Raw genomic sequence first — 23,152 nt, 5'->3', positions numbered from 1 at the left:
TACTACCCAAAAATTGTGAACCCGAGGGAGAAGTGTGGTTACGGCATTGATGCCCAGTGGTCTGACGACCTACACTGCGCCCTCCACGCCTACGCCACACGCGAGAGGGACTGCCGTGAGGTATTGTACTCAACAACTAGGTACGTCTTTACGCCGTGCTCGTGGAGTTTGTTCACTAACGCGCCAACTTGCGAAAAGACCAAATTTGAAGTGAGCTTGTTACCCTTATCCTAGGAATGAAGTAAGGATAGCCCAAGTAAACCGTGGAGACGCCAAGATCCCATAAGGAACTCATCGACGAGACTAAAATTAAGGAGGGAGATCTGGTAATTGTCGTTAACGAAGGAGATAAGATTTCTTGTTCCTCTTAAAAAGCCTACGAAATATTGGGCAAAGGTTAAACCCTGATGAGGTTGAAGAGATTGGAGAAGAAATTAGTATCACTCGGAATTACTAGTTGCTTCCTCTTTACTCCCTCTTGTAGGTATTAAAGTTTAAAAAGTAAATGAAAAATTACTCAAAGAGGATTTATTACCCTTCCCATTGAACTTATTGCGGTTATGATTAAAGAGGCGAGAAAATTCCCTTGTCACTATTAAGCTTATGGTAAAGAGTCACTAGACCTCAAGTTCCCGATCTCTTTCTTTAAGCTTCCTTAATGCCTTGAAGTGGGGAACGCACTTCACCAAGTTATAGGGATTTTCAAGGTGCTTCATAACCTCGTCGGCGTTCTCCTTATTTCAATAAATTGTGTAACTTCCACATAATTTCTTGAACAAGGAAATAAATCAGTTTTTTACCTACACTACGTAGGGTATTGAAGAACTGGATTTAGGTTAAGAATCATATCCTTGTTCTATCTCTTTATTAGCCTATTAAAGAGAAGAGGAAAGTGATAGGGCAACTGTTCCAGGGAGACGTGGAGAGTGTGATGAGGCAGTACGACATCCGGGAGGAATTTAGGGAAGCCGTAGTTGACTACCTATCCTGCCTGGACGTGTATAGTTTGAGGACCCGAACTGGTTCGACTACCAAAAGGTGAAAGAGGCGTTACGCTGAACCCCGTCATCGTGAAGTTCTTGGAGAAGCTGAGGTACTTGGAACAGCTGAGCCCATCGGTAATGGCAAATGGCGTGAAGGACACCCTCTCTTACTACTACAACGCCCTAGCTTCCCAGAACAAGGTAGGGGGAGCCCCATGGAGTAACGGAATATCTTGTGCCGAGTTCCACGTTAGGAACGCCGAGAGGGAGGCGTTTCACCCTAGGGCGATGATAACTACGTCAACCCACGACACTAAGCTGAGCGAGGACGTGAGGGCTAGGATAAACTCGCTAACGTTGATCCCGGAAAAGTGGGAGGCAAAGCTCAAGGAATGGGAAGAGGTGAACAAGAGTACAACGTGTCGAGGAACGACAAGTACCGCTTTTACCAAGCTTTGCTGAGAACTTGGAACGGGTACTCCAAGGAGTACGAGGAGAGGCTCGTGAGCTACATGATAAAGGCCATGAGGAAGGAAAAGGAGAACACGACGTAGTTAAACCCCAATAAGGATTACGAGGAGAGGATGGAGGCCTTCGTCAGGAACGTCGTTAAGGACAGGAACTTCTTAAGCTCGTTCGAGGAGCTCTGGAAGGAAGTTAACAAACTAGGAAGAACTCGTTAATTCAAGCTGGAGTGAAGTTCACCTCTCCAGGAGTCCCCGACGTCTACCAAGGTAATGAAGCCTTCACTTTCCCCATGGTAGACCCAGACAACAGGAGAAAAGTGGACTTCGACGAGCTGAGGAGGAAGCTAGAAAGGGTAAAGAAGGGTGTGAGGTAATTGACGAAAAGCTTTACGTCAGCTATAAGCTGATGAACTTCAGGAGGCAAAACCCAGAGCTCTTCAAGTCCTATAAGCCAATCTACATAGGAGAAGGGGTGTGTGGATTCGAGAGGAACGGCGTAACTGTGATATTCAAGAGGTACGTAGATGAGATGTTCAAGGGTACCGTGAAGCTTGCCTCCCGCTACGGCGATATCCTCACAGGGGAGGCCTTGGAAAGAGGCGAGGTAGAGCTTGAAGTCCTCCTCTCCAAGTCCCCAGTAGCAGTACTGAGGCGCGAGTGAGACCAATGACGCTGTGACGAACAAGTTCTGAGAGAAAGAGACTAAAAAGGACTGGAGTTTCACGTTAAGCTGCACTGCCTCAACCTAAAGTAATTCCGGGAGAATTTGAGGTGCTTATGGAGGGATTTGGTATTAAGATGTGAAAACTTGCGTTGGTTTTAGGTCCTTTAGCGTAAAACGTTTTCATAAAAGATGGTAACTGGAGTCAGAAAACCGCTTAAACGGAACTATGGAGAGAGGTCGATTCTCGTCCTACTTCTTCACCGCCCCATAAATGGCGACAGCCAACCCAGCAATAAAGAGGATGACGGCTATTACTATTACCGCGGCGTATACGCTGGCAGATGAAAAAGGCGCCACCACATATATCACTTGCACCGGTTGCGAGTAGTTATCCTCTATTTCCACTACGTGGGGAGAAGAGGTTATTAGAACTTGGTACTCCATGGCCCCATTTGACGTGCCTATAGGACTCAATGATACTCCGTAGCCAGTGACGTTGAGGTAGACAGAGTAGTTGTCCTTATACACTAGGACTGAGGGAGAAGTGACGGAGATGTTGTAACTTCTTCCTCCCTGGAGGACAACCTCGTTCGACACCGTGGTAGAAATTATCCCAGTGCTTGCCAGGAAAAATACAACTATACCGGCCATTACCAAAATTATTCCAATAATTACGAGATTTTTCCTCATAAAAACCATCTCTACTTAAAACAAAATAAAGGTTATGCGTTGTCACCTCCTTATGAAGAGAATTATAAAGGCTGAAGCCATTGAGACGGCGAAGGCAAAGGCGTAGGCGTAGCTATAGCTGAGGCTATACAGGAGGCCCATGGCGGTGTTCCCGACGAAGTACCCTATTCCCCTCGCAAGGGAAAGGTAGCCCATACCCCTTCCCACGTTCTGTCCAATCGTCTTTGAGATTATAGTCGGCTCAAAGGTCTCCGCTGCCGCCATAGCTAAGCCTAAAAGGAAGACCATGGGGTAGAGGCCAATGGCCTTAAAGGAAAAGAGGAACACGAAGCCCAAGCTGGCTAGGGCCGAGACCAAGTAGCCCAGCGTGAGCCCCTTGAACTCGTCTATCCTAACCAAGCTAAAGACGTAGCCAAAGAGAGCTGAGGAGCCTAGGTACACGCCGTAAGTTAGGGCACCTAGGTATAGTTGGTCAGTAGACTGCGTCACGGTTATTATTGGAAAGCCCGGGCTGTAAGTACTTACTCCAAAGAGGGCCGTGGCGAAGAGGACGCCCAGAACTACCCTCAAGTTGGTTCCCTTTGACTCTATCCTCTTCCCCTTACTAGTGAAGACGAGAAGGAGGGTGCTCACAACAATGGGTATTGCCGTGAAGGGGAGAATGGCGGAGAAGGGAACTCGAAAGTAGAGAAAGGTCGCCAGGTAGGCGATCCCCAGCACGCCCCCCATGACGTCAAGGGCGTGGAGCACTCCAAATGCTCTCTTCCTCTCGCCATCGTCAGTTACCTCAACTAGCATCGTCCTTCTAGCAGGTGACCTAAAGTTCCTCATGAACCACCCTGTCAAGAAAAGGACTATCGCTTGAACCGCGTCCCTAGCCACCCCAGTAAAGGATAGGACGACGATCAGTGAGTTGCCCAGCACCGCCACCTTTTTGCTCTCCCACTTGTCTGCCAAGAGGCCACCCATGAAGGAAAAGAAGAGTCCTACGCCATAGCTGAAGGACTCCACCACCCCGTAGACGTAGATGGGCACGTGGAAGTAGAAGACGAGGAGCAAAGGGAAAGACGCGACCACAGCCTGGTATCCCAGGTCGGCAAAGAAGGCTGAGAAGGCTATCTTTAAGACTTCCCTGTTCATATAGGTCGATCCCTCCATCGCTAAAAAGTTTTATGCAGTTCCTCGCCTACGGAGCTCAGCTCCTCGTGGAAGTGGAGGCGCAGCGGAGACAGGAAGCACTGTTAGAAGAATTTCGCGATTGAACAGATAGATTTAATTCCTAAAAGAAGATATATCTAAGCTATGGAGTCCCTCAAGGAGATTCTAAACCCTCAGAAGTCCATACTCGTGGTCTGGGACGTGCACGTGGCCCTAGTTAACTCCATCTTCAACAAGGACGAGTTCATGAACGCGTTGAACAAGGCCATAGCGTCAGCCAGGAGTGCCAACGTCCCAATAGTCTTCACCAAGATAACGCCTTACCCTAAGGGTTTCGAGAGCCCCGCAGCTAAGATCGTCTACAGGGGAGGCTTCCAGTTCAAACCAGAGGAAATGAGACTCGCAGTGGAGCCCCAGGAGAATGACATCATCCTAAACAAGAACACGTGGAGCATATTCGTAGGGACTAACTTCGACCTCCTACTCAAGAACTCGGGCAGGTACGTGATCGTGTTCACGGGCATTGCGACAGACGTGGGGGTTGAGACTAGCGCTAGGGACGCATTCGCTTATGGCTACTTGCCGGTGATAGTGAGAGATGCAGTTTCGTCGAGGAACAAGGAGGGCCACGAGAGGTCTCTGGCCAACATGAGGCAATTCTTTCCCGTGATAACTTCCGACGATCTAGACAAGATCTGGTAAACCTTTTTACCTTTTTTACTAGTCCCTGCTCGGCTCGTACTAGCCACCTTCTATAGCTCGAGGTTCTCGCGGCCAGCGTTCTCTCTTTGATAAAAAAGAAGACAAACCTCGCCTTTTAAGGTGGGGTAAGGTTTTAAAGTATAAAAACGATTTCCTTTTATGGCGCTTTCTTTGGTGAACTAAAGATGAGGAGCCAGATTGCTCCTGCAATTCCGGAAGCGTCAAAACCGCAGTTGTGAGGCTCTTCCCAAGTGGGTAAACAGAGGAAATTGAGGAAGTTGGCAGACGCAACAGCAAAGCTGTGGAACGAGACAAACTACGATAGACAACAATCAAGAAAAGAAAGTGGACCTCAATGACGCGTGGAGGAAGTACAAGGAGGTTCTAGGAGTTAACGCTCAAGCTGTTTTCAGAAGAACAACTTGGTCGTCCTTCTTCTCGTCATTAAAACAAAAACCGTCATTCGCGAATCTCGCCGCCACGTTACTGGAAAGATGGAGGAAAGAGGAAAATCCTAGTCATTAGACAAGATCGTTATGAGGTTAACGAGGAAAAACACACTCTTACTGAAGGATTAGAAATGAAGATGCCCTTTGAAGGTAGGTTAAGGTGGTTTGGCGCACAAGGTAGACTGGAGATTCGCGTTGAAGGCAACAACTTTTACGCCCACATTTCGTTGACGTTGGTAGGACTGTAGCAAAGAAAAGCGGTAAGCCAATGAAGGACTCTATCGTTATTCACGGCGAAAGAGAGAAGTTGAGAAGCCTAAAAGTGAAAAGGTTGCGTCAATTGACCTTGGCGTAAACGCGTTGGCTACTGTCGTTGTTGAGGACGTGCTGTTCTATTTTACCGCGGTTCAGCAGTTAAGAGCGATTACTTCTATTTTCAGGAGAGGATCGCGAACTCGACGAGCTGAAGAGCGAGACAGAAAAGGTCCAAGAAGTGATAGGGAAGAAGTGCTGAGGGAAAGGAAAAGAGTCACTAAGCTTTACCGTAGGCTTCTTCACTACTACAGAACTTTAGCCTCTCACTTGGCTAACTCCTTGTGGGATCTTGGCGTCTCCACGGTTTACTTGGGCTATCCTTACTTCATTCCTAGGATGGTAACAAGTTCACTTCAAATTTGGTCTTATCGCAAGTTGGCGCATTAGCGAACAAACTCCACGAGTACGGCGTAAAGACGTACCTAGTTGTTGAGTACAATACTTCGCGGCTATGCGCTTTCCATGATGTTAAGGTTGACAGAAATTCCAAGGGGTGTCGATAGCTGTCCTTTTGGTCGTAATTGTCCTTTTGGCCGTAAACTTCACAGCGACGTCAACAGTGCGTTAAACATTGTGAAACTAGGAGCGAAGAAGATTGTCAACGCTTTGGCTCTTTCCTTTCTCTTCACATCACGGGGTATCTCCCATAAAGGGGAGTAACGCCTTAGACCTAGGCAGAACCCTCGCAGGGCTGGGAGTAGGTCAGAAAAAGACCACTATTCAAGGAAAAAGGAACAAACTTCTGGCACTTTACTTTAAAAACTTCTTCGCAATCTTCTTTGTGGCATCTAGGGTCGTCTTGCCGACGTCTAATGCTCCCTTTCCTACTTCCTTGGCCACGTCTACACTCGTGTCTACAATTTCCTTGGACGCCTGGATATCCACTTCTGTCACGGTCTTAGTGACGTCCTTGGCTTTCTCTGCAGTTTTGTGCGTTGCCTTCTCGGCTTCCTCCAGCGTCTTCCTTATTACGCTCTTTTCTTCCTTGTCCTCCATAGTTTCAATTATACTAATTCAAGGGATATAAATGTCACTTATACCTCCTTATACTGCACCTACGTAGACTTGGTTGCGTAGAGGGATAATTGCTATTCGAAAGTGAACGGACCCGGCGGGATTCGAACCCGCGACCTAAGGCTCCGAAGGCCTCCGCTCTGTCCTGGCTGAGCTACGGGTCCATTTGAAAATCAAGATAGTTTGAAATTAAAACTATTCCATCCAGTATTCTTGTCATCTCATGCATTAATACTTAAAGAGTATTCCCTCAAAATAGTATAATGTGGCTAAACAGATTACGCTCTTTGACTTCTCTTCATTGAAGCTAGATCGAAATACGCAACGCCAAGAGGAGGAAAAGAGAGAAGCCGAGGAGCCCAAGGAAGAGGCTCAAAGGAAGAGGAGAGAGGGCAACTGGCTCAAGGAGGCGGAAGAAGGAAGGACGTACTACCTGCTCTCGGTAGACTACGACGGGAAAAAGGGCAAGGCAGTTTGCAAGCTTTACGACCCAGCGAAACAGGAAGTCAGGATACTTTACGACAATACTGGCCACAAGTCCTATTTTCTCGTGGACCTCGACCCAGAACAAGTTAGGCAAATACCCAAGATAATAAAGGATCCCTCATTTGACCACCTTGAGGTGGTCTACAAGGTAGACCCCTACACTCAGAAGAAGATAAGGTTAACGAAGATAGTCGTGAAGGACCCTTTGGCCGTGAGGAGGATGAGAAACCACGTCCCAAGGGCCTACGAGGCCCACATCAAGTACTACAACAACTACATCTACGACATGGGCCTAATCCCCGGGATGCCCTACGTAGTGAAAAAGGGCAGACTTGAGTCCGTTAAGATAGACGTCAACGTCGACGAGGTAGTGCAGGCCTTTGCTGACGTAGACGAGATGACAAAGGAAACAGCCTTGAACTGGGCACCGCTTTTCGAGTCTGAAGTTCCCTCAATCAAGAGAGCTGCCATAGACATCGAGGTCTACACCCCTGCCATGGGTAGGGTCCCTGACCCAGTAAAGGCTGAGTTTCCCATAATAAGCATCTCCATAGCTGGGACAGATGGCACAAAGCTAGTCCTGTTAATAAAGAGGCCTGACGTGGGGGAAGGTAACGTCAACAACGAAGGGGTACTAGTAGAGGAGTTCGAGACCGAAGAGGAGCTGTTGAGGAGGTTCTTTGACCTCGTTACTAAGTTCCCCCTGATCCTTACCTTCAACGGCGATGACTTCGACATCCCTTACATCATTTTTAGGGCATTAAAGCTCGGCCTCTTTCCGGAGGAAATACCCTTCGACCTAGGTAGCAGGGAGACGAAGTTCTTAGCGGGATTTCACATCGACCTCTACAAGTTTTTCTTCAATAAGGCCGTGAGGAACTACGCCTTTGAGGGCAAGTACAGCGAGTACAACCTCGACGCCGTGGCTTCTGCCCTCCTCGGGATATCCAAGATCAAGGTGGACTCGATAAGTGAGCTCTCCCTCTCCAAGCTAGTACAGTACAACTTCAGGGACTCTGAGATAACCTTGAAGCTGACAACCTTCAACAACGACCTAGTCTGGAAGCTGATAATCCTGTTCTCCAGGATATCAAAGCTAGGCATAGAGGAGCTTACTAGGACTGAGATATCTGCTTGGGTAAAGAACCTCTACTACTGGGAGCATAGGCAGAGGAACTGGCTGATACCGCTAAAGGAGGAGATACTGGAGAGGGCTTCGAAACTGAAGACTGCGGCGATTATCAAGGGAAAGGGCTACAAGGGAGCTGTCGTAATAAACCCACCAGTGGGAGTCTTCTTCAACGTCACTGTCCTTGACTTCGCGTCCCTGTACCCCTCAATCATAAGGAACTGGAACTTGAGTTATGAGACCGTGGATCCAGAAGAGTGCAAGAAGAGATTTGAGGTCAAGGACGAGACTGGAGAGGTACTGCACACGGTGTGTATGGAGAGGCCTGGTATTACCGCCGTAATAACGGGGCTGTTGAGGGACTTCAGGGTCAAGATCTATAAAAAGAAGGCAAAGCATTCCAACATAGACCAAGAGAGGAAGATGCTGTATGATGTAGTGCAGAGGGGCATGAAGGTGTTCATCAACGCTACTTACGGAGTATTTGGCGCTGAGACCTTTCCCCTCTACGCTCCTGCAGTAGCTGAAAGCGTGACTGCATTAGGTAGGTACGTGATAACCAGCACTGTAGGTAAAGCGAAGGAACTGGGCTTGAGAGTACTATACGGAGATACAGACTCGCTCTTCATATACCAGCCCACGAAGGAGAAGTTAGAGGAAATAGTAAAGTGGGTAAAACAGACCTTCAACCTAGACTTAGAGCTAGACAAGAGCTATAAGTTCGTTGCCTTCTCTGGTCTAAAGAAGAACTACTTCGGAGTTTTCACCGACAACTCAGTGGATATAAAGGGGATGCTCGTGAAGAAGAGGAACACGCCAGAGTTCCTAAAGGAGTCCTTTAAGGAGGTGAAGGACCTCATGCTCAAGATAAACACTCCTTCCGATCTCGAAAACGTAAAGAGGGAGATAAAGGAGAAGGTTAAAGAGGTGTACAACAGGTTAAAGAACAAGGGCTACAACTTGGACCAACTGGCCTTCAGGGTCATGCTGTCTAGGGACATAGACTCCTATACAAAGAACACTCCCCAGCACGTGAAGGCCGCCGCCCTACTGAGGAATTTCGGGATTCAGGTCTTACCAAGGGACATTATACTCTTTGTTAAGGTCAAGAGTAAGGACGGCGTGAAGCCAGTCCAACTGGCGAAGCTAAGCGAAGTTGACGTGGACAAGTATTACGACGCTGTGAGAAGCACTTTCGAGCAACTATTGAAAAGCCTAGGAATAAGTTGGGACGAAATAGCTTCAACTATCTCAATAGATTCCTTCTTTAAGTGACTATTCCCCCTCTTCTTCCTCCGCTTCTCCTTCATCGCTGTCTTCCTTTATCTCCGAAGTAGCCTGTTTGGCGTATTCCGCTAATTCGTTCTTTAGGTTCTCGTCAACGTAATATGAGACCACGTAAACTCTGTTGTCTTGATAGTTGTCCTCCTTCCACGCGTTGTCGTAGCTTATTATATAAACTGGTATTCTTGCAATGGCTGCAGTCTTGTCCTTTCCACTGAGGAAGCTCTTTAGGCTCTCGTACACGTCGGGCTTTAAAGGGAGGGGTATCCTCACCTCCTGGACGTCCTTCATTATGGTGAAGTCGGAGGCTATTTCGTTCCATTCTTTTAGGGCCTCTGCAGCCACTTGTTTCACTACCTCGCCAATGTTTCCTTCGACGCTCCTTTCCGATGTGATCTTACCCAGTTCGCTCTTTAGCACTATTACCTTCATCTGTGTTCACCTATTACGTACAAGTAGACTATGTGGTTCATGTTGCCGTCCTCGACCTTAACAACCTCCTTAGGGGTCCATCCCCTTATCTCGAACTCGTGAGATACAACTCTAGTCCCGGGCTTAAGCTCCTTCTCCAGCTTCGGCCTGAGCATCTCGTTGACGTTGGTCAAGAGGAACATGGTAACCACGGTCGCCTCGGATAGGTCTTCCTCGAAGAAGTTCCCCTTCTTAATTACGACCCTGCCCTCTAGGCCGTTCTCCTTGACGTTCTTTGTCGCCTCTTGAATTCTCTCGTCGTTTATGTCTATGCCTATTGCCTTTCTGGCATTGAACTCCTTCACTGCAGTGATCACTATCCTGCCGTCTCCGCAACCTAGGTCATATACTACGTCCTCCGGGCCTACCTTTGCCACCTCTAACATTTTCCTTACCACGTTAGGGGGGCTGGGCACGTAAGGCACGTGTGGGGTATAGCTCAATTTTCTCACTTATAGTATAGGTTCATGAGGTAAGATTTTTAATTTTATTAAGTGCCTCCTTTTTGCCTTCCTCCTCGTCTGGCTTTAGGCTCTTGTCAAGGGGGAGGTTGGTGAGTATTGGGTAGATCTTCCCGTCGTCCATCTGTACGAAGAGCTGAGGCAACCAAGACATGCCGAAGTCGTCCTTCTCTCCGTAATCTGCAAGGAAAGAGTAGTCCTCAGTCTTTACCTCCTTCTCGATTCCCAGCTCTTTTGAAATGCTATCGGTGATGTTTTGGAACGCCTTGTTTAGGGGATGTGCGTCCGAGGTTACAAGAATTAATTTTTTAGGCTTCATTACCTACCCTCTTTCTTAATCCATTGGTCAAGTTTAAAACAGTAGTGGTTTCAGATGATCACGAGGCTAAGGAAGGAGTCCAAGAAGTTGATTACCCCTATAGCTTCAGCCTTCCTTAGAGTCGGGTTTACCGCCAACGCAATGACCCTCACGGGGCTTGCGCTTGCCGTAGCCTTCCTCCTCGTGGTGTGGGCAACGAGGAATGCGCTTTACGGCGTGGTGTTACTGGCCCTCTCTTCCTTGGCAGACGCCCTAGACGGGGAGATCGCGAGGCTGAGCGGGAAGGCGGGCCCCTTTGGGAGCTTTCTGGACTCATCGTTGGACAGGATTGAGGATGCCGTCTTCATTTCCTCCTTCGTGCTTCTTGGCTTCCAGCCAGTCCTAGTCTCTCTCCTAGTAGGCCTCTCGCTCTCGATCTCTTACTTGAGGGCTAAGGCAGAGTCCCTCGGAGTTAGGGCAGAAGGCAAGGGGATAATAGAGAGGGGAGAGAGGCTTATCTTTGTGGCAGTAATACTTCTCGTCTCTCCCCTCAGCTTCGAGGTGGCCAGCGTGCTGTTCTACGCCCTCTTTGTGCTCTCCGCGGTGACCGTGGTTCAGAGGTTCTTGTTGGTCTCCTCCGCCTTGCCAAAGTAGAGCTGAAGAGGGTTCTTAACTCCGCAGTCCGCTACGCAAAGGCCTTTCTCCTTCATCTTTTCGCATGAGTAAACCACGTACTTCCTCCGGGAGGACAAAAGTTCCTTTGCGTACTCCTCAGCGTTTTCCACGCCAAACCTCTTGAGGAAGCTTACCAGTGACCCAAGGTCGGTCCCGACGTTGACCTTGTACACTGCCAATACCTTGACCTCCTCCGGGCTCTTTTCCTTCTTAGCCATCATTCCCTCTATGCACGGGGGGGTCTTACCTTGTCTCAGCGCTATGATGTCCCTCAGCGTCTCTGGCACCTCCGAAAGGGTGATGGGTCTTACGCTCTGCGAGAGCCTCTCAAGTGTGACGTACTTGATCAGCTTCAAGAGCTTTTGCTTGCTCAAGAAAACGTACCCCTGGCTCAGCACGAGTTGAGAGAGGCTCAACTCCTCGTCCCTTACTCCCCGTATTAGGGACAGGTAAGAGAGGAGGTTAACTGCGTAGACCAGCTCGATTTTCCTCTTTCCCACATGGTACGATACCTTCTTTTTCTCCAGTGGGACTTTCAACAGTTTCACAAGCTCCCTGAACACCTCCTCCCTTTCCTTGGACATGTCCTTCACAAATCCCTCAGCCTCCCACTGTAGCACCCTGTCTATCACCCTTTTGTCCCCAATGGTCGAGAGTATGACCATCTCAGTGTAGAACACCAGCGAAGGGTTCCTGTAGTCCTTGAACGGGGGTGGCTCTTGGCCATCTAGTATCCTCTTTACTCTCTCCTTAGCCTCGTTCAGTACCCTCCCGTTGCTGGATATAAGTTCAAAGAAGCTGACCCCGTGGAGTTCCCTCACTACTTGCTCAAGGGGTTTGAGAAAAGGATACTTGTCAACGCTTATTAAACTCATTATTGTCATAATCTTACCCATCAGCCTTTATAAGTAAGATGAGCCATTTTCCAACTATGAAGGTCTTTGTCGCCTCAGCGTGGCCTTACGTTGAGACCGTGCCCCACCTAGGCAACTTGATAGGCTCCGTCCTTTCCGCTGACGTCTTCGCTAGGTACGCCAGGCTAAAGTACGGTAAGGAGAACGTGGTCTTCGTCAGCGGGAGCGACGAGCACGGGACCCCAATCGAGATAGAGGCCGTGAAGAGGAAGGTGTCACCAAAGGCTTTAACCGACCAGGCTCACGAGTACGTCAAGGACTTGTTCTTGAACGTGTGGAAGATAAGCTACGACAACTACACTAGGACCGAGTCTGAGACCCACAAGAAGTTCGTGAGGGAGTTCATCCTAAGCTTGAAGGACTACGTGTTTGCCCAGGAGGAGACCCTACCCTACTGCGAGAACGACAAGATGTTCCTGCCCGACAGGTTCGTAAAGGGTACCTGCCCTTACTGTGGGTTTGAGGACGCTAGAGGGGATCAGTGCGATAGGTGCGGGAGGCTTTTGTCCCCAGAGATCTTGATTAACCCTAGATGTGCCATATGTGGGGCTAAGCCGGTCTTCAAGAAGACGAAGCACTGGTTCTTCGACCTCAGCAAGTTCCAGGACAGGATAAAGGAATGGTTAGAGAAAAACAAGGAAATGCCGGAAAACGTAAAGGCGGTTGCTCTCTCTTGGATTTCAGAGGGGCTTAAGCCCAGGAGCCTAACGAGGGACAATGCTTGGGGCATACCTGCGCCTTTCGAGGGAGCGGAAGGTAAGACAATCTACGTCTGGTTCGAGGCCCTCCTCGGCTACATCTCGGCGACCATAGAGTACTTCGAGAAAAAGGGTAACCCCAAGGAGTGGGAGGACTTCTGGCTGGACGAGGCGAAGAGCTACTACTTCATAGGTAAGGACAATATACCATTCCACGCGGTAATATTCCCAGCTATGCTGATGGCCTCAGGGAAGGGCTACTCCTTGCCTACCGTTATATCGTCAACTGAGTACTTGCTCTACGAAGGGCAGAAGTTCAGCAAGAGCAGGAGGATAGGCATTTGGATAGACGAGGCCCCCAAGGTCATGAATGTGGACTACTGGAGGTTCGTGCTAATAAGGCTCAGGCCAGAGGAAAGGGACACCTCCTTCCTGTGGAAGGAAGCGTTGAGGATAGTCAACAACGAGTTGAACGACGACGTGGGTAACTTCGTCAACAGGAGCGTCACCATGGTGAATAGGTACAACGAGTCCAAGGTACCTCCATTAGATGAGTCGAAGCTGGACGAAGTCGACCTCAAGTTGCTAAAGGCGATGAACGAAACTCCTGACGTGGTTTCGGAGTACTTCGAAAAGGGCAAGTTAAAGGCTGGCACAGAAGAGGTCTTAAAGCTGGCAAGGGAAGGCAACGCTTACTTAAACGCCAAGGCCCCCTGGGATCTGGTAAAGAAGGACAAGGCCCTGGCAATGAACGTGCTTGCCATAATCATGGGGGTGGTTAGGTCCCTGGCTATCATGTTGTACCCCGTAATTCCCGCGAGCTCGCAGAGGATATACGATCAGCTTAACTTGGGATCCATAGAAAACGAGAGATGGGAGAACGCTAAGAAACTAATCCTAGCCGGTCACGTCGTAGGTAAAGCCTCGCCCATATTTAGGAAGCTCCCGGAAGACTTCGAGGCACAGGTTCCCAAGTTGCTGGAAAAAGTTAGAAGCGAGCTAGAAAAAACAAGGCCTCCATTATTGAGGTAAAAAAGGATTTTCTTATTCCTAACTCCATTACTCTATTTCCACGTAGGCCAACGCGGGCTCGAACTGTCTTCCCCTACCCTCGTAGAACTTACTGAACATTTCGTAGAAGTGAAGCCTCATGTCTTGTATAAATACTATTAACCCCTCGAGTCCTATGGCAAGCAAGTTACCGACGAATATCAAGGCTATTGCCGCAGGGTTGGTGAATATAGCGAGTAGGCTGGGCTTTCCTACCACTAGGTAAGCCATATAGGAGAAGGCGTATAGCAAGTAGTAGTGGGCTAAGGCGAACACTAGGATCCTTATGAAGGAGATGGTGTTGGACATCAGTAGTAGGCCAGCTTCAAAACCGCCTTCCATAAACCCTAACCCTATGGCGGATCCCACGCTAACGTGCTCGTGCCTCCTGAGGAGGATTATTTTGGTGGCCCAGTTGAAGAGAATGGCTACCTCTATCCAGAGTATCATGACGTAGCTGAATACCGCCGTGGGATTGCTCAAGTCTGGGGACCCTGGGTTAGTTATGTCGTGTAGCACGTATCCCAAGATGGCCTTCTCGGTGTCAAAGTAGGCCACACCGTTACTGAGGCCCTGCGGTATTCCGTAAGAGAATATCAGGAAGGGGGCTATGTAGATGAGTAATAAGGGCAGTTTCTCAAACACCAGGAACTCTGGGTCCCTCTTCCTTACAGCGTTTACGACTCCTACAAGCGAGCTCACGAAGAGGGCAATGCTACCCAGGAATACGGAGAATATCATTGTGTTCTCTATTGACGAAGCGGTGGCATAGTCTCCAAAGGGCAATAGGAACGCTAGCTTTTGGGCTACGCTAAGGGGGATGGGCCAGACGCTGTATAATGGTCCGACGTCTCCTGGGAACTGGGACGGGTTTAACTCCTCGAGTCCTCCCACTAAGAGTGGCCCAAAGAACTCCCTGGCCAAGAACCCAGTAAAGATCGCTACAACGCTGGAATATATTAGGATTAACGACAAGTTCTTTATGTTGTCGCTACCCTTCCTGACCCCATATCTGTAGAACCATATGGAGAACAGAAACACCACTAGGGCGTCACCAGTGTCGGGGAACATGAGCCCGAATATAATTGGGAACGTCACTATCAGGAATATAGCTGGGGATAGCTCCCAGTAGGAAGGAGCACCGTATATATTTATGACAGACTCTATTGCCTTTATCCTCTTAGGGAGGTTCACGTATGTTGGTGGTTCCTCCTTCTCCCCATACCTCTTCGGGTAGGCGTAGTCCACGAAGGCTCCCAGTTTCTCCAGTTTCGCCTTTATCTCCTTGATCTTCTTCTCCGGCACGAAGCCCTCTAGTTGGGCGAAGTTTTCCGACACTCTAACCTTTGACAACAAGTTTAGTGCGTCCCTGACTGTCATCAGTTTTCCGAGGAGCTGTCTAAACGAGGTCGAATTCTCCCTAACCTTCTTGGCCAACTGGGACCTGGCTGTTTCCAGGATTTCCTCGAGGTTCTTGGCTTTAGTGACGACTTCATCATATGCCTTTCTTGGTGAACCGCCGGTTGCTATCTCCAGTCTCCTTATTCCTAGCTTAGCAGTAACGTGCTCTAACTGGTTCTTTGGCGCTATTATGATAGCGGCGTACTTAGTCTCCTTAGCGCCTGCTACTTCCTTATAGCTGACGAAGACGCCCTGCTCTTTCTTCAGAGCCTCAAGTTGATCCCTGGATATCGTCGCGAAAATAACGTCGAAGTACTCCAAGTTGGAAAGCCTCTCTAGCTCTACGTCCACTTCACTGAAGGGCTCTAGTTCCTTCATTTGCGCCTTGTAGATGTCTATTTCCGCCCTCAACTTCCCTATCTCCTCCAAGAGCCCCGCGTACTTGTTCTCCTCTTCAGAAGACTCCTTTGATACTGCCTCAGATGTCGTTATCCAGTCGCCTCCCAGCTTCATCTTTCCTTGAGCCTCAAGCACCAGTCCTGCTATGTCCATGATGATCTTGAGCTTTGTAATGTGTTCCTGGATCTCGCCTAACAACCTCCTTGCTCCCTCTATCCTCCCTTGGGATATGGGCTCAGTGGGTTCCTTGGGCTCAAACATGCCGAACTTAAGCACTTCAGTGACTATACTGTCTACTCTGTCCTTAAGGGATATTACCTCCACTTTGGTCATGGTCTCGGGGAACAGCAATGTTAGTCCGTCTATCTATTCTTTAAAAAACTTAAAAATATTTAATTGACATTACAGACTGGTGAGCCATGGGTAAAATTCTCCTCATGGGAGACAAGTACACCGCTTCCCTCTTCAGAATGGCAGGGGCAGAAGCTCAAGTAGTTGAGGATCCCTTTAACCTCCAAAAGGAGATCGACAACGCAAGGAAGAGAGGTGATGTAGACCTAATACTAATAACGAGGGACCTTTACGAACCCGTAAAGGAAAAACTAGAGATCCTTATATCAAATCAGACAAAACCTTTAATTACTGTGATACCTTCTCCATTTAGTGAATCTAAGCCTATGGACGTGAGAAGGATGATTTTAAGGGCTTTGGGCTTTGGGTGATAAAGGATGGCCACAATGGAGGAGTTATTGGACGAGGTAATAAAAAAGGCGTTGGACGAAATAAAGAGGAACGCTGACCAGAGCTTCGAGGAAGCTAAGAGAATAGTCGACAAAACCTACAACGACGTTTTGCAGTCGTATTCAAACAAGGTCAGGGACCTAATAACCAAGACCAAGGAGGAAATAGAGGGAGAGAGGGCAAAGCTAGACGTGGAAAACAAGAGGTTAGTTGCCAGTGAAAAGAACTACTGGATAGAGAAGGTCTACGAGGGCGTTAAGGACAAGATCGACGTCCTCCTCGGGTCTGAGAAGTACAAGAAGGGGTTAGAGGGGGTACTGTCGAGGGAGGCAAAGAACGACGTAATTGTTTACTGCAATTCCAGGGACGTCAATGCAGTATCAAGTATTTTAAATAAGCTTAAAATTAAAGCAAAAGTCAAAGAAGAGAAAATGCTCGGAGGCGTCAAAATAGAGTTCCCGGAGCAGGGTCTAGTCAAGGACTTTTCCCTAGATCTACTATTAAGCCAAGTTTTTGAGGCTGAAAAGCCAAAGGTAGCCAAGATCTTGTTTGGTGAGGAGTAATGGAGAACGGAAGGATAGTCAGGGTTAACGGGCCACTCGTCGTGGCCGACAACATGAAGAACGCCCAGATGTACGAAGTGGTAGAAGTAGGAGAAATGAGGCTAGTTGGAGAGATAACAAGGATTGAAGGAGATAGGGCTTTCATACAAGTTTACGAGGACACTAGCGGTATAAAACCAGGAGAGGTCGTCTACAGGACGGGCGCGCCTCTTTCCGCTGAGCTTGGGCCTGGGATGTTGGGCCAGATATTTGACGGCCTAGAGAGGCCCTTGGGTAGGATAGCTGAGCTAACCAACAACCCGTTTGTGGCTAGGGGAGTTAAGGTACCTTCCCTTGACAGGCAGAAGAAGTGGCACTTTGTTCCGAAAATAAAGAAAGGCGACAAGCTTTCCCCAGGCGATATAATAGGTACCGTTCAAGAGACTGGGCTGATTGAACACAGAATACTTGTACCGCCCAACAAGCACGGCACAGTAAAGGAGGTTGTAAAGGAGGGAGACTACACTGTAGAGGAAACTATAGCCGTCCTAGACATGGAAGGAGACGAAGTACCGCTGACCATGATGCAGAAGTGGCCAGTTAGGATACCGAGGCCCTTCAAAGAGAAGCTCGAGCCGTCAGAGCCCCTCCTGACTGGGGTAAGAGTCCTCGACACCATATTCCCCCTGGCCAAGGGAGGTACAGCTGCAATTCCAGGACCTTTCGGCTCTGGTAAGACAGTGACCTTGCAGAGCCTCGCCAAGTGGAGCTCCGCTAAGATCATAATTTACGTGGGATGCGGAGAGAGGGGAAACGAGATGACAGACGAGTTGAGGGCGTTCCCCACGCTGAAGGACCCGTGGACTGGGAGGCCCCTCCTAGAAAGGACAATCCTCGTGGCCAACACAAGTAACATGCCAGTGGCAGCACGTGAGGCTAGCATCTACGTGGGCGTGACTTTGGGCGAGTACTTCAGGGATCAGGGCTACGACGTCCTCGTGGTAGCTGACAGCACGACTAGGTGGGCAGAAGCCTTAAGGGACCTGGGAGGAAGAATGGAGGAGATGCCAGCTGAGGAAGGTTTCCCCAGTTACCTAGCGTCCAGACTAGCTGAGTACTACGAGAGGGCAGGAAAGGTTAGGACAATAGGCTCTGACGAGAGGTATGGCTCAGTTACCCTTGCATCCGCTGTTTCCCCTCCAGGAGGCGACTTTACGGAACCAGTTACCAGTAACACCTTGAGGTTCGTGAGAGTGTTCTGGCCTTTGGACGTTAACTTGGCTAGGGCTAGGCACTTCCCTGCGATCAACTGGATACAAGGGTTCTCGGCCTACGTAGACTTAGTTGCCAAGTGGTGGGCAACTAACGTAGACCCAGACTGGAAGACCATGAGGGACTTCATGGTTAAGACATTGATCAGGGAAGACGAGCTCAAGCAGATAGTGAGACTAGTTGGACCAGAGTCCTTGGCAGAGAAGGACAAACTGGCGCTGGAAGAGGCGAGGATAATCAAGGAGGCGTTCCTCAAGCAGAACGCGTACGATGAAATAGACGCCTTTGCTTCCCCGCAGAAGCAGGCGAGGATGATGAGGTTGATATATCTATACCACCAGTTGGCTCAGCCCCTAGTGGAGAAGGGAGTTACGGTGAAGCAGATAACCGAAAAGATATCCGTGGTCACCGACATTATTAGGTCCAAGGCGTCCATAAAGAACGACGAGCTACAGAAGTTTAACGAGCTAGAGAAGACATTAAAGTCGCAGTTTGAACAGTTATCAAAGCAGGGTGCTTGATAATGGAGAAAACAATTAATGTAAGAGAATATTCAAATATTTCGAGCATCAGAGGAACTCTGATGGTAGTACAGGGGGTTACTGACGCTGCCTACAACGAGCTCGTCGAGATAGAGTTGCCCAACGGCGAGAAGAGAAGGGGGATAGTTGTAGACAGCTACTTGGGTAACGCGGTAGTACAAGTGTTCGAGGGAACCACTGGGATCTCTCCGTCTTCTTCTACTGTGAAGTTCCTAGGCAGGGGACTTGAGGTCAAGATATCTGACGAAATGCTGGGAAGGATATTTGGCCCCTTGGGCGATCCCCTCGACAATGGCCCCCCAGTAATTTCCGGAGAGAAGAGGGACATAAACGGCTCCGCCATAAACCCAGCAGTAAGAGAATACCCCGAGGAGTTTATCCAGACGGGTATCTCGGCAATAGATGGGATGAACCCCCTCCTTAGGGGGCAGAAGTTGCCAATATACAGTGGAAGCGGTCTCCCAGGGAACATCCTAGCAGCGCAGATAGCCAAGCAGGCAACAGTACTGGGAGAGGAGAGCAACTTCGCCGTAGTGTTCGGGGCTATAGGAATAAGGTACGACGAGGCGTTGTTCTTCAGGAAGTTCTTCGAGGAGACTGGGGCGATAAACAGGGTAGCCATGGTAATGAGCTTGGCCAACGAACCACCAATGACCAAGATTTTGACCCCAAGGACTGCCCTAACGTTAGCGGAGTACTTGGCGTTTGAGAAGGAGATGCATGTCCTAGCCATTCTAATAGACATGACCAACTACTGCGAAGCCCTCAGGGAGATCAGTGCTTCCAAGGAAGAGATCCCTGGCAGGGGAGGTTACCCGGGATATATGTACACTGACCTAGCTACGATCTACGAGAGGGCTGGAAAGGTAAAGGGAAAGAAGGGTTCCATAACCCAGATGCCAATCCTGACCATGCCCAACGACGACATGACTCACCCTATCCCAGACCTAACTGGTTACATCACTGAGGGACAAATAGTCTTGGACAGGGCGCTTTACAACAAGGGTATTTACCCGCCAATAAACGTCCTCATGAGCCTCTCTAGGCTTGGCAAGGACGGGATAGGAGAGGGCAAGACGAGAGATGACCACAAGGACCTCCAGAACCAGCTCTTTGCCTCCTACGCTAGGGCAATAGACACCAGGGGACTGGCCGCGATAATAGGCGAGGATAGCCTCTCTGAGGTGGACAAGAAGTACCTCCTCTTTGGAGAGGCCTTCGAAAGGAAGTTCATAATGCAGGGAGTAAACGAGAACAGGAGCGTTGAGACCACTCTGGACATAGGCTGGGACGTACTTTCAATCCTCCCAGAGAGTGAGTTGACAAACATAAAGACATCCTATATCAAGAAGTATCATCCAGCTTACCGTGGTAAGAAATGAGCTCGCAGAAGGTACTGCCCACAAAGATCAACTTGATCCAGCTTAGGAACCAGCTGAAGATAGTCACCACGATAAAGAGGTTGTTGGAGAACAAAAGGGAAGTCCTTCTCATATACCTTAGGACTTACGCTGCTGAGTACGAGAAACTATACTCTGAGGTTAACCAGAGCCTCAAGGAGGTTTACAGCTCCTTCCTTCAAGCAGTCACAGACGAGGGTATCACCAACATTGAGAACATAGCCAACTCCCAGTCTGTGAAGCTTAACGTCAAGAGCTCGACTAAGGTCATATTCGGGGTTAAGATACCGTTTACTGAACTAGAACCAAGCAGTATTCCGGAGAAGCCCTTTAGCGAGGTAGAGGTATCTCCCTATCTCTCCCAGTCGTACGATGAGATGAGGGAAGCGTTGATCAAGGTTATAAAGCTAGTGGAGTTAGAGTCGACCATAAGGTCGCTGGTGGCAGAACTGAGGAAGACGCAACGCCTAATTAACGCCATAGACTCCAGTATATTGCCCTTCTACACTAGTTCTATAAAGTACATTAGGGGCATACTAAGTGACAGGGCGAGGGACGACTTCATAAGACTTAAGTTCACAAGGAGAGTACTACAGAGGAGGAGGGCAAGTGGAGGCTGAAAAGTACATCTCAATAATAAAGGCAAAATTGGACGCAACTAAAGCGGAAATACTACAGAAGTTAACGGAGGAGTACAACAACGTGCTGAAAAACAAGGAGAAGGAATTGCAGGAGATCAAGAGAAAGGCTTTAAAGGAAATATCTAAGTAATAAGTGGGGAGTTCAAATGGAGAGAAAATACCTTTTGTTGTTAACACTACCTCTAGTTCTATCAGCTTTAGTAGCAGGCGCACAAGCGCCTTCAGACACCGCGCAGGGGTTTGAAGGTATCAACATAGGGGCAGGGCTTGCTATAGGACTGGCAGTCGTGGGAGCAGGAGTAGCAGTGGGAATGGCAGCTGCTGCTGGAATAGGAGTCCTCACAGAAAGGAGGGACATGTTCGGCACAGTGCTGATCTTCGTCATCATCGGCGAAGGACTTGCGGTGTACGGAATACTGTTCGGACTTCTAATGTTATTCGCAAAGATCTGACGATAAGGTAAAAGAGTTTTTAAGCTTTCCTTTTTTCCTTTTTTCCTATGGTGGAGATTAAGAGGGAGAAGTGGAGCAAGAACTTCAGCGAGTGGTTGGACTGGGTTTTATTTGAGGGAGAGTTCTACGACTACGGCAGGTACCCTCTGAAGGGGGTAGGGATATGGTTACCTTACGGCTTTAAGCTCAGGAAGGCTGTAGTGGACTTAATCAGGAAACTGCTCGACGAAACAGGGCACGAGGAAGTGCTCTTCCCAATGCTCATTCCAGACAGCTTGCTGAAAAAGGAGTCTGAGCACATCAAGGGGTTCGAGGAAGAGGTGTACTGGATAACGAAAGGGGGGAGCGAGGAGCTGGATGTGAAGCTAGCGCTAAGACCTACCTCGGAGACCGCGATAACGTACATGGAGAGCCTTTGGATAAAGAGCTACAAGCAGTTGCCAAAGAAGTACTACCAAATAGTGAGCGTCTTTAGATACGAGACCAAGGCCACCAAGCCGCTAATAAGGCTCAGGGAGGTGACCACATTCAAGGAGGCACACACGTTACACGTGGACTTCGACGACGCCATGAGACAGGTGAAGGAGGCCATAGAGATCTACAAGAAGTTCTTCGACGAGCTAGGCATACCCTACGTCATTTCGCAGAGGCCAGAGTGGGACAAGTTCCCTGGGGCAGTGGTTACTTACGCCTTTGACACCCTCATGCCCGACGGGAGGACGCTCCAGATAGGCACAGCCCACCACTTGGGGCAACACTTCACTAAGGCCTTTGACTATAAGATCCAAAAGGAGGACGGAACCCTCGACTACCCGCACCAGACAAGCTACGGTATCTCGGAGAGGGTCATCGCCTCGCTTATCTCCATACATGGAGACGACAGGGGCGCTGTCCTAGTCCCCTCTGTAGCTCCCATTCAAGTTGTGGTGATCCCCATTCCAGCCAAGGAGCAAGAGGGCACTAGCAAAGTAATTGACTATGCGGAGAAGCTGAGGAAGAAGCTAGAGGAAGGTGGAGTTAAGGTAACAGTGGATAAGGACATGGACAAGACTCCCGGTGAGAAGTTCTACATATGGGAGATCAAGGGGGTTCCCATAAGGGCGGAGGTAGGTCTCAGGGAGCTCCAGAACTCCTCGGTTACTCTGAAGAGGAGGGACACGTTGGAAGGTAAAGTGGTAAAGTTCGAAAACGTCTTAGAGGAAGTCAAGAAGCTCATGGATGACATTACGCAGAACCTCAGGAAGAGGGCGTGGGAAAACCTGAACTTGAGGATACGCTACGCCAAGAGTGTGGAGGAGGCAAACAGCTTGCTAGAGGAAGGAATGATAGTGGAAGTACCTTGGTGTGGCGAGGAGTCTTGCGGTCTCAAGGTAGAGGAAATGACCAACGCGAAGGTTAAGGGCATACCTTTAGAGGACAGGAAGACCTCTGACCCCTGCGTGGTCTGTAAAAAGCCCGCCAAAACAGTTCTGAGGATAGCAAAAACTTATTAGAAACCGACGAGTGATATGTTTAGGGTGTTGATTTGCCTAAGAAAAGGGAGAACAGGGGCAGAAGGAAGGGCGACAAGGGCCACGTTGGCTACATAACTTGCGATAACTGTGGTGCGAGGATCCCTGAGGACAAGGCAATATGTGTAACAAGGCCCTACAGTCTCGTCGACGCAACCTTGGCCGCTGAGTTGGAGAAGAAGGGCGCCATAATTCCGAGGTACTCGGTGACGAAGTGTTACTGCATTAACTGCGCGGTCCACTTTGGGATAGTGAAGATAAGGGCCGAGAGCGAAAGGAAGTCGAGGGCTACCTCGTTCTAAAGGCGTTAAGAAATACTTTTAATCCTCGCACGTTTATCTTT

At 49.0% G+C, this 23,152-nt stretch carries 28 protein-coding genes and 1 tRNA gene; 20 read left to right on the top strand and 9 right to left on the bottom strand.

Annotation, left to right across the window (positions count from 1 at the left end):
* Window positions 1-892 precede the first annotated feature (892 nt).
* The 4 genes from MPF33_04220 to MPF33_04205 all read left to right on the top strand — a co-directional run bounded on the left by MPF33_04220 (window position 893) and on the right by MPF33_04205 (window position 2,111).
* Window positions 893-1,042, top strand: coding sequence for a hypothetical protein (locus MPF33_04220; GenBank protein MCI2414448.1), 150 nt, complete (start codon window positions 893-895; stop codon window positions 1,040-1,042).
* A 28-nt stretch (window positions 1,043-1,070) separates the two neighbouring features.
* Window positions 1,071-1,445 (top strand): hypothetical protein, encoded by a 375-nt coding sequence (locus MPF33_04215; protein ID MCI2414447.1) that lies wholly within the window; start codon window positions 1,071-1,073, stop codon window positions 1,443-1,445.
* A 232-nt stretch (window positions 1,446-1,677) separates the two neighbouring features.
* Window positions 1,678-1,824: a hypothetical protein gene (locus tag MPF33_04210; GenBank protein MCI2414446.1), complete on the top strand. Its 147-nt coding sequence runs from the start codon at window positions 1,678-1,680 to the stop codon at window positions 1,822-1,824.
* A gap of 32 nt (window positions 1,825-1,856) precedes the next feature.
* Complete coding sequence (locus tag MPF33_04205) at window positions 1,857-2,111, top strand: hypothetical protein (GenBank protein ID MCI2414445.1); 255 nt, start codon at window positions 1,857-1,859, stop codon at window positions 2,109-2,111.
* Between the two features lie 252 nt (window positions 2,112-2,363).
* On the opposite strand, the gene MPF33_04200 is transcribed toward MPF33_04205, so the two are convergent.
* A complete protein-coding gene (locus MPF33_04200) occupies window positions 2,364-2,804 on the bottom strand; it encodes a hypothetical protein (GenBank protein ID MCI2414444.1) in 441 nt (146 codons plus the stop codon).
* Between the two features lie 42 nt (window positions 2,805-2,846).
* The gene (locus MPF33_04195; protein ID MCI2414443.1) at window positions 2,847-3,944 is read right to left on the bottom strand and encodes an MFS transporter; all 1,098 of its coding nucleotides are present in this window, start codon (window positions 3,942-3,944) and stop codon (window positions 2,847-2,849) included.
* 162 nt (window positions 3,945-4,106) lie between these two features.
* On the opposite strand from MPF33_04195, the gene MPF33_04190 reads away from it, so the two are divergent.
* The 4 genes from MPF33_04190 to MPF33_04175 all read left to right on the top strand — a co-directional run bounded on the left by MPF33_04190 (window position 4,107) and on the right by MPF33_04175 (window position 6,088).
* Window positions 4,107-4,664, top strand: a complete 558-nt coding sequence (locus tag MPF33_04190) for a cysteine hydrolase (protein ID MCI2414442.1) — start codon at window positions 4,107-4,109, stop codon at window positions 4,662-4,664.
* Between the two features lie 809 nt (window positions 4,665-5,473).
* Complete coding sequence (locus MPF33_04185) at window positions 5,474-5,815, top strand: transposase (GenBank protein ID MCI2414441.1); 342 nt, start codon at window positions 5,474-5,476, stop codon at window positions 5,813-5,815.
* A complete protein-coding gene (locus MPF33_04180) occupies window positions 5,788-5,931 on the top strand; it encodes a transposase (protein MCI2414440.1) in 144 nt (47 codons plus the stop codon). The genes MPF33_04185 and MPF33_04180 overlap by 28 nt, the downstream gene beginning before the upstream one ends.
* Window positions 5,903-6,088, top strand: a complete 186-nt coding sequence (locus tag MPF33_04175) for a hypothetical protein (GenBank protein ID MCI2414439.1) — start codon at window positions 5,903-5,905, stop codon at window positions 6,086-6,088. The genes MPF33_04180 and MPF33_04175 overlap by 29 nt, the downstream gene beginning before the upstream one ends.
* A 90-nt stretch (window positions 6,089-6,178) precedes the next feature.
* On the opposite strand, the gene MPF33_04170 is transcribed toward MPF33_04175, so the two are convergent.
* The gene (locus tag MPF33_04170; protein ID MCI2414438.1) at window positions 6,179-6,424 is read right to left on the bottom strand and encodes a hypothetical protein; all 246 of its coding nucleotides are present in this window, start codon (window positions 6,422-6,424) and stop codon (window positions 6,179-6,181) included.
* A 107-nt stretch (window positions 6,425-6,531) separates the two neighbouring features.
* Window positions 6,532-6,606: transfer RNA gene (locus MPF33_04165), tRNA-Arg, on the bottom strand.
* A 101-nt stretch (window positions 6,607-6,707) separates the two neighbouring features.
* Here MPF33_04165 and MPF33_04160 point away from each other — a divergent pair.
* Window positions 6,708-9,332: a DNA-directed DNA polymerase I gene (locus MPF33_04160; protein MCI2414437.1), complete on the top strand. Its 2,625-nt coding sequence runs from the start codon at window positions 6,708-6,710 to the stop codon at window positions 9,330-9,332.
* On the opposite strand, the gene MPF33_04155 is transcribed toward MPF33_04160, so the two are convergent.
* The 3 genes from MPF33_04155 to MPF33_04145 are packed head-to-tail and all read right to left on the bottom strand — an operon-like array spanning window position 9,333 to window position 10,592.
* Complete coding sequence (locus tag MPF33_04155; GenBank protein ID MCI2414436.1) at window positions 9,333-9,773, bottom strand: DUF2286 domain-containing protein; 441 nt, start codon at window positions 9,771-9,773, stop codon at window positions 9,333-9,335.
* Complete coding sequence (locus MPF33_04150) at window positions 9,770-10,255, bottom strand: class I SAM-dependent methyltransferase (protein MCI2414435.1); 486 nt, start codon at window positions 10,253-10,255, stop codon at window positions 9,770-9,772. The genes MPF33_04155 and MPF33_04150 overlap by 4 nt, the downstream gene beginning before the upstream one ends.
* Window positions 10,256-10,277: 22 nt before the next feature.
* Complete coding sequence (locus MPF33_04145; GenBank protein MCI2414434.1) at window positions 10,278-10,592, bottom strand: hypothetical protein; 315 nt, start codon at window positions 10,590-10,592, stop codon at window positions 10,278-10,280.
* A 54-nt stretch (window positions 10,593-10,646) separates the two neighbouring features.
* Between MPF33_04145 and MPF33_04140 the strand changes: the two genes are divergently transcribed.
* Window positions 10,647-11,225, top strand: a complete 579-nt coding sequence (locus MPF33_04140) for a CDP-alcohol phosphatidyltransferase family protein (GenBank protein MCI2414433.1) — start codon at window positions 10,647-10,649, stop codon at window positions 11,223-11,225.
* On the opposite strand, the gene MPF33_04135 is transcribed toward MPF33_04140, so the two are convergent.
* Window positions 11,186-12,130, bottom strand: coding sequence for a DNA primase regulatory subunit PriL (locus MPF33_04135; GenBank protein ID MCI2414432.1), 945 nt, complete (start codon window positions 12,128-12,130; stop codon window positions 11,186-11,188). The two genes, MPF33_04140 and MPF33_04135, sit on opposite strands and share 40 nt — an antisense overlap.
* A gap of 47 nt (window positions 12,131-12,177) precedes the next feature.
* On the opposite strand from MPF33_04135, the gene metG reads away from it, so the two are divergent.
* Window positions 12,178-13,890: a methionine--tRNA ligase gene (metG, locus tag MPF33_04130; GenBank protein ID MCI2414431.1), complete on the top strand. Its 1,713-nt coding sequence runs from the start codon at window positions 12,178-12,180 to the stop codon at window positions 13,888-13,890.
* 27 nt (window positions 13,891-13,917) lie between these two features.
* On the opposite strand, the gene MPF33_04125 is transcribed toward metG, so the two are convergent.
* Window positions 13,918-16,059, bottom strand: coding sequence for a V-type ATP synthase subunit I (locus MPF33_04125; GenBank protein MCI2414430.1), 2,142 nt, complete (start codon window positions 16,057-16,059; stop codon window positions 13,918-13,920).
* Between the two features lie 68 nt (window positions 16,060-16,127).
* On the opposite strand from MPF33_04125, the gene MPF33_04120 reads away from it, so the two are divergent.
* Genes MPF33_04120 through MPF33_04080 form a run of 9 tightly spaced genes read left to right on the top strand, consistent with a single transcriptional unit; the run spans window position 16,128 to window position 23,111 of the window.
* Window positions 16,128-16,430, top strand: coding sequence for a V-type ATP synthase subunit F (locus tag MPF33_04120; GenBank protein ID MCI2414429.1), 303 nt, complete (start codon window positions 16,128-16,130; stop codon window positions 16,428-16,430).
* A gap of 6 nt (window positions 16,431-16,436) precedes the next feature.
* Entirely contained in the window at window positions 16,437-17,012 is a 576-nt protein-coding gene (locus MPF33_04115) for a V-type ATP synthase subunit E (GenBank protein MCI2414428.1), read from the top strand.
* Entirely contained in the window at window positions 17,012-18,784 is a 1,773-nt protein-coding gene (locus MPF33_04110) for an ATP synthase subunit A (protein MCI2414427.1), read from the top strand. The genes MPF33_04115 and MPF33_04110 overlap by 1 nt, the downstream gene beginning before the upstream one ends.
* Before the next feature lie 2 nt (window positions 18,785-18,786).
* A complete protein-coding gene (locus tag MPF33_04105; GenBank protein MCI2414426.1) occupies window positions 18,787-20,187 on the top strand; it encodes a V-type ATP synthase subunit B in 1,401 nt (466 codons plus the stop codon).
* A complete protein-coding gene (locus MPF33_04100; protein MCI2414425.1) occupies window positions 20,184-20,825 on the top strand; it encodes a V-type ATP synthase subunit D in 642 nt (213 codons plus the stop codon). The genes MPF33_04105 and MPF33_04100 overlap by 4 nt, the downstream gene beginning before the upstream one ends.
* Entirely contained in the window at window positions 20,815-20,976 is a 162-nt protein-coding gene (locus MPF33_04095; protein MCI2414424.1) for a hypothetical protein, read from the top strand. The genes MPF33_04100 and MPF33_04095 overlap by 11 nt, the downstream gene beginning before the upstream one ends.
* 16 nt (window positions 20,977-20,992) lie before the next feature.
* Window positions 20,993-21,298, top strand: a complete 306-nt coding sequence (locus MPF33_04090) for a V-type ATP synthase subunit K (GenBank protein ID MCI2414423.1) — start codon at window positions 20,993-20,995, stop codon at window positions 21,296-21,298.
* Window positions 21,299-21,348: 50 nt separating this feature from the next.
* Entirely contained in the window at window positions 21,349-22,791 is a 1,443-nt protein-coding gene (gene proS, locus MPF33_04085) for a proline--tRNA ligase (protein MCI2414422.1), read from the top strand.
* Window positions 22,792-22,823: 32 nt separating this feature from the next.
* Window positions 22,824-23,111 carry a 30S ribosomal protein S26e gene (locus tag MPF33_04080; protein ID MCI2414421.1) on the top strand — a complete coding sequence of 96 codons (288 nt, stop codon included), beginning with the start codon at window positions 22,824-22,826 and terminating at the stop codon, window positions 23,109-23,111.
* Window positions 23,112-23,152: the final 41 nt, after the last annotated feature.

This window comes from Candidatus Aramenus sp. CH1 (assembly GCA_022678445.1).
Classification (GTDB): domain Archaea; phylum Thermoproteota; class Thermoprotei_A; order Sulfolobales; family Sulfolobaceae; genus Aramenus.
The sequence above is the reverse complement of the archived record's forward strand: the minus strand, read 5'-3'. Positions and strand labels throughout refer to the sequence as shown.

Coding starts and splice junctions, on each gene's coding strand:
- MPF33_04190 (MCI2414442.1), top strand. CDS start 4,107: ATGGAGTCCCTCAAGGAGATTCTAAACCCTCAGAAGTCCATACTCGTG.
- MPF33_04105 (MCI2414426.1), top strand. CDS start 18,787: ATGGAGAAAACAATTAATGTAAGAGAATATTCAAATATTTCGAGCATC.
- metG (MCI2414431.1), top strand. CDS start 12,178: ATGAAGGTCTTTGTCGCCTCAGCGTGGCCTTACGTTGAGACCGTGCCC.
- MPF33_04205 (MCI2414445.1), top strand. CDS start 1,857: ATGAACTTCAGGAGGCAAAACCCAGAGCTCTTCAAGTCCTATAAGCCA.
- MPF33_04110 (MCI2414427.1), top strand. CDS start 17,012: ATGGAGAACGGAAGGATAGTCAGGGTTAACGGGCCACTCGTCGTGGCC.
- MPF33_04100 (MCI2414425.1), top strand. CDS start 20,184: ATGAGCTCGCAGAAGGTACTGCCCACAAAGATCAACTTGATCCAGCTT.
- MPF33_04090 (MCI2414423.1), top strand. CDS start 20,993: ATGGAGAGAAAATACCTTTTGTTGTTAACACTACCTCTAGTTCTATCA.
- MPF33_04140 (MCI2414433.1), top strand. CDS start 10,647: ATGATCACGAGGCTAAGGAAGGAGTCCAAGAAGTTGATTACCCCTATA.
- MPF33_04170 (MCI2414438.1), bottom strand. CDS start 6,424: ATGGAGGACAAGGAAGAAAAGAGCGTAATAAGGAAGACGCTGGAGGAA.
- MPF33_04120 (MCI2414429.1), top strand. CDS start 16,128: ATGGGTAAAATTCTCCTCATGGGAGACAAGTACACCGCTTCCCTCTTC.
- MPF33_04145 (MCI2414434.1), bottom strand. CDS start 10,592: ATGAAGCCTAAAAAATTAATTCTTGTAACCTCGGACGCACATCCCCTA.
- MPF33_04135 (MCI2414432.1), bottom strand. CDS start 12,130: ATGACAATAATGAGTTTAATAAGCGTTGACAAGTATCCTTTTCTCAAA.
- MPF33_04200 (MCI2414444.1), bottom strand. CDS start 2,804: ATGAGGAAAAATCTCGTAATTATTGGAATAATTTTGGTAATGGCCGGT.
- MPF33_04115 (MCI2414428.1), top strand. CDS start 16,437: ATGGCCACAATGGAGGAGTTATTGGACGAGGTAATAAAAAAGGCGTTG.
- MPF33_04195 (MCI2414443.1), bottom strand. CDS start 3,944: ATGAACAGGGAAGTCTTAAAGATAGCCTTCTCAGCCTTCTTTGCCGAC.
- MPF33_04155 (MCI2414436.1), bottom strand. CDS start 9,773: ATGAAGGTAATAGTGCTAAAGAGCGAACTGGGTAAGATCACATCGGAA.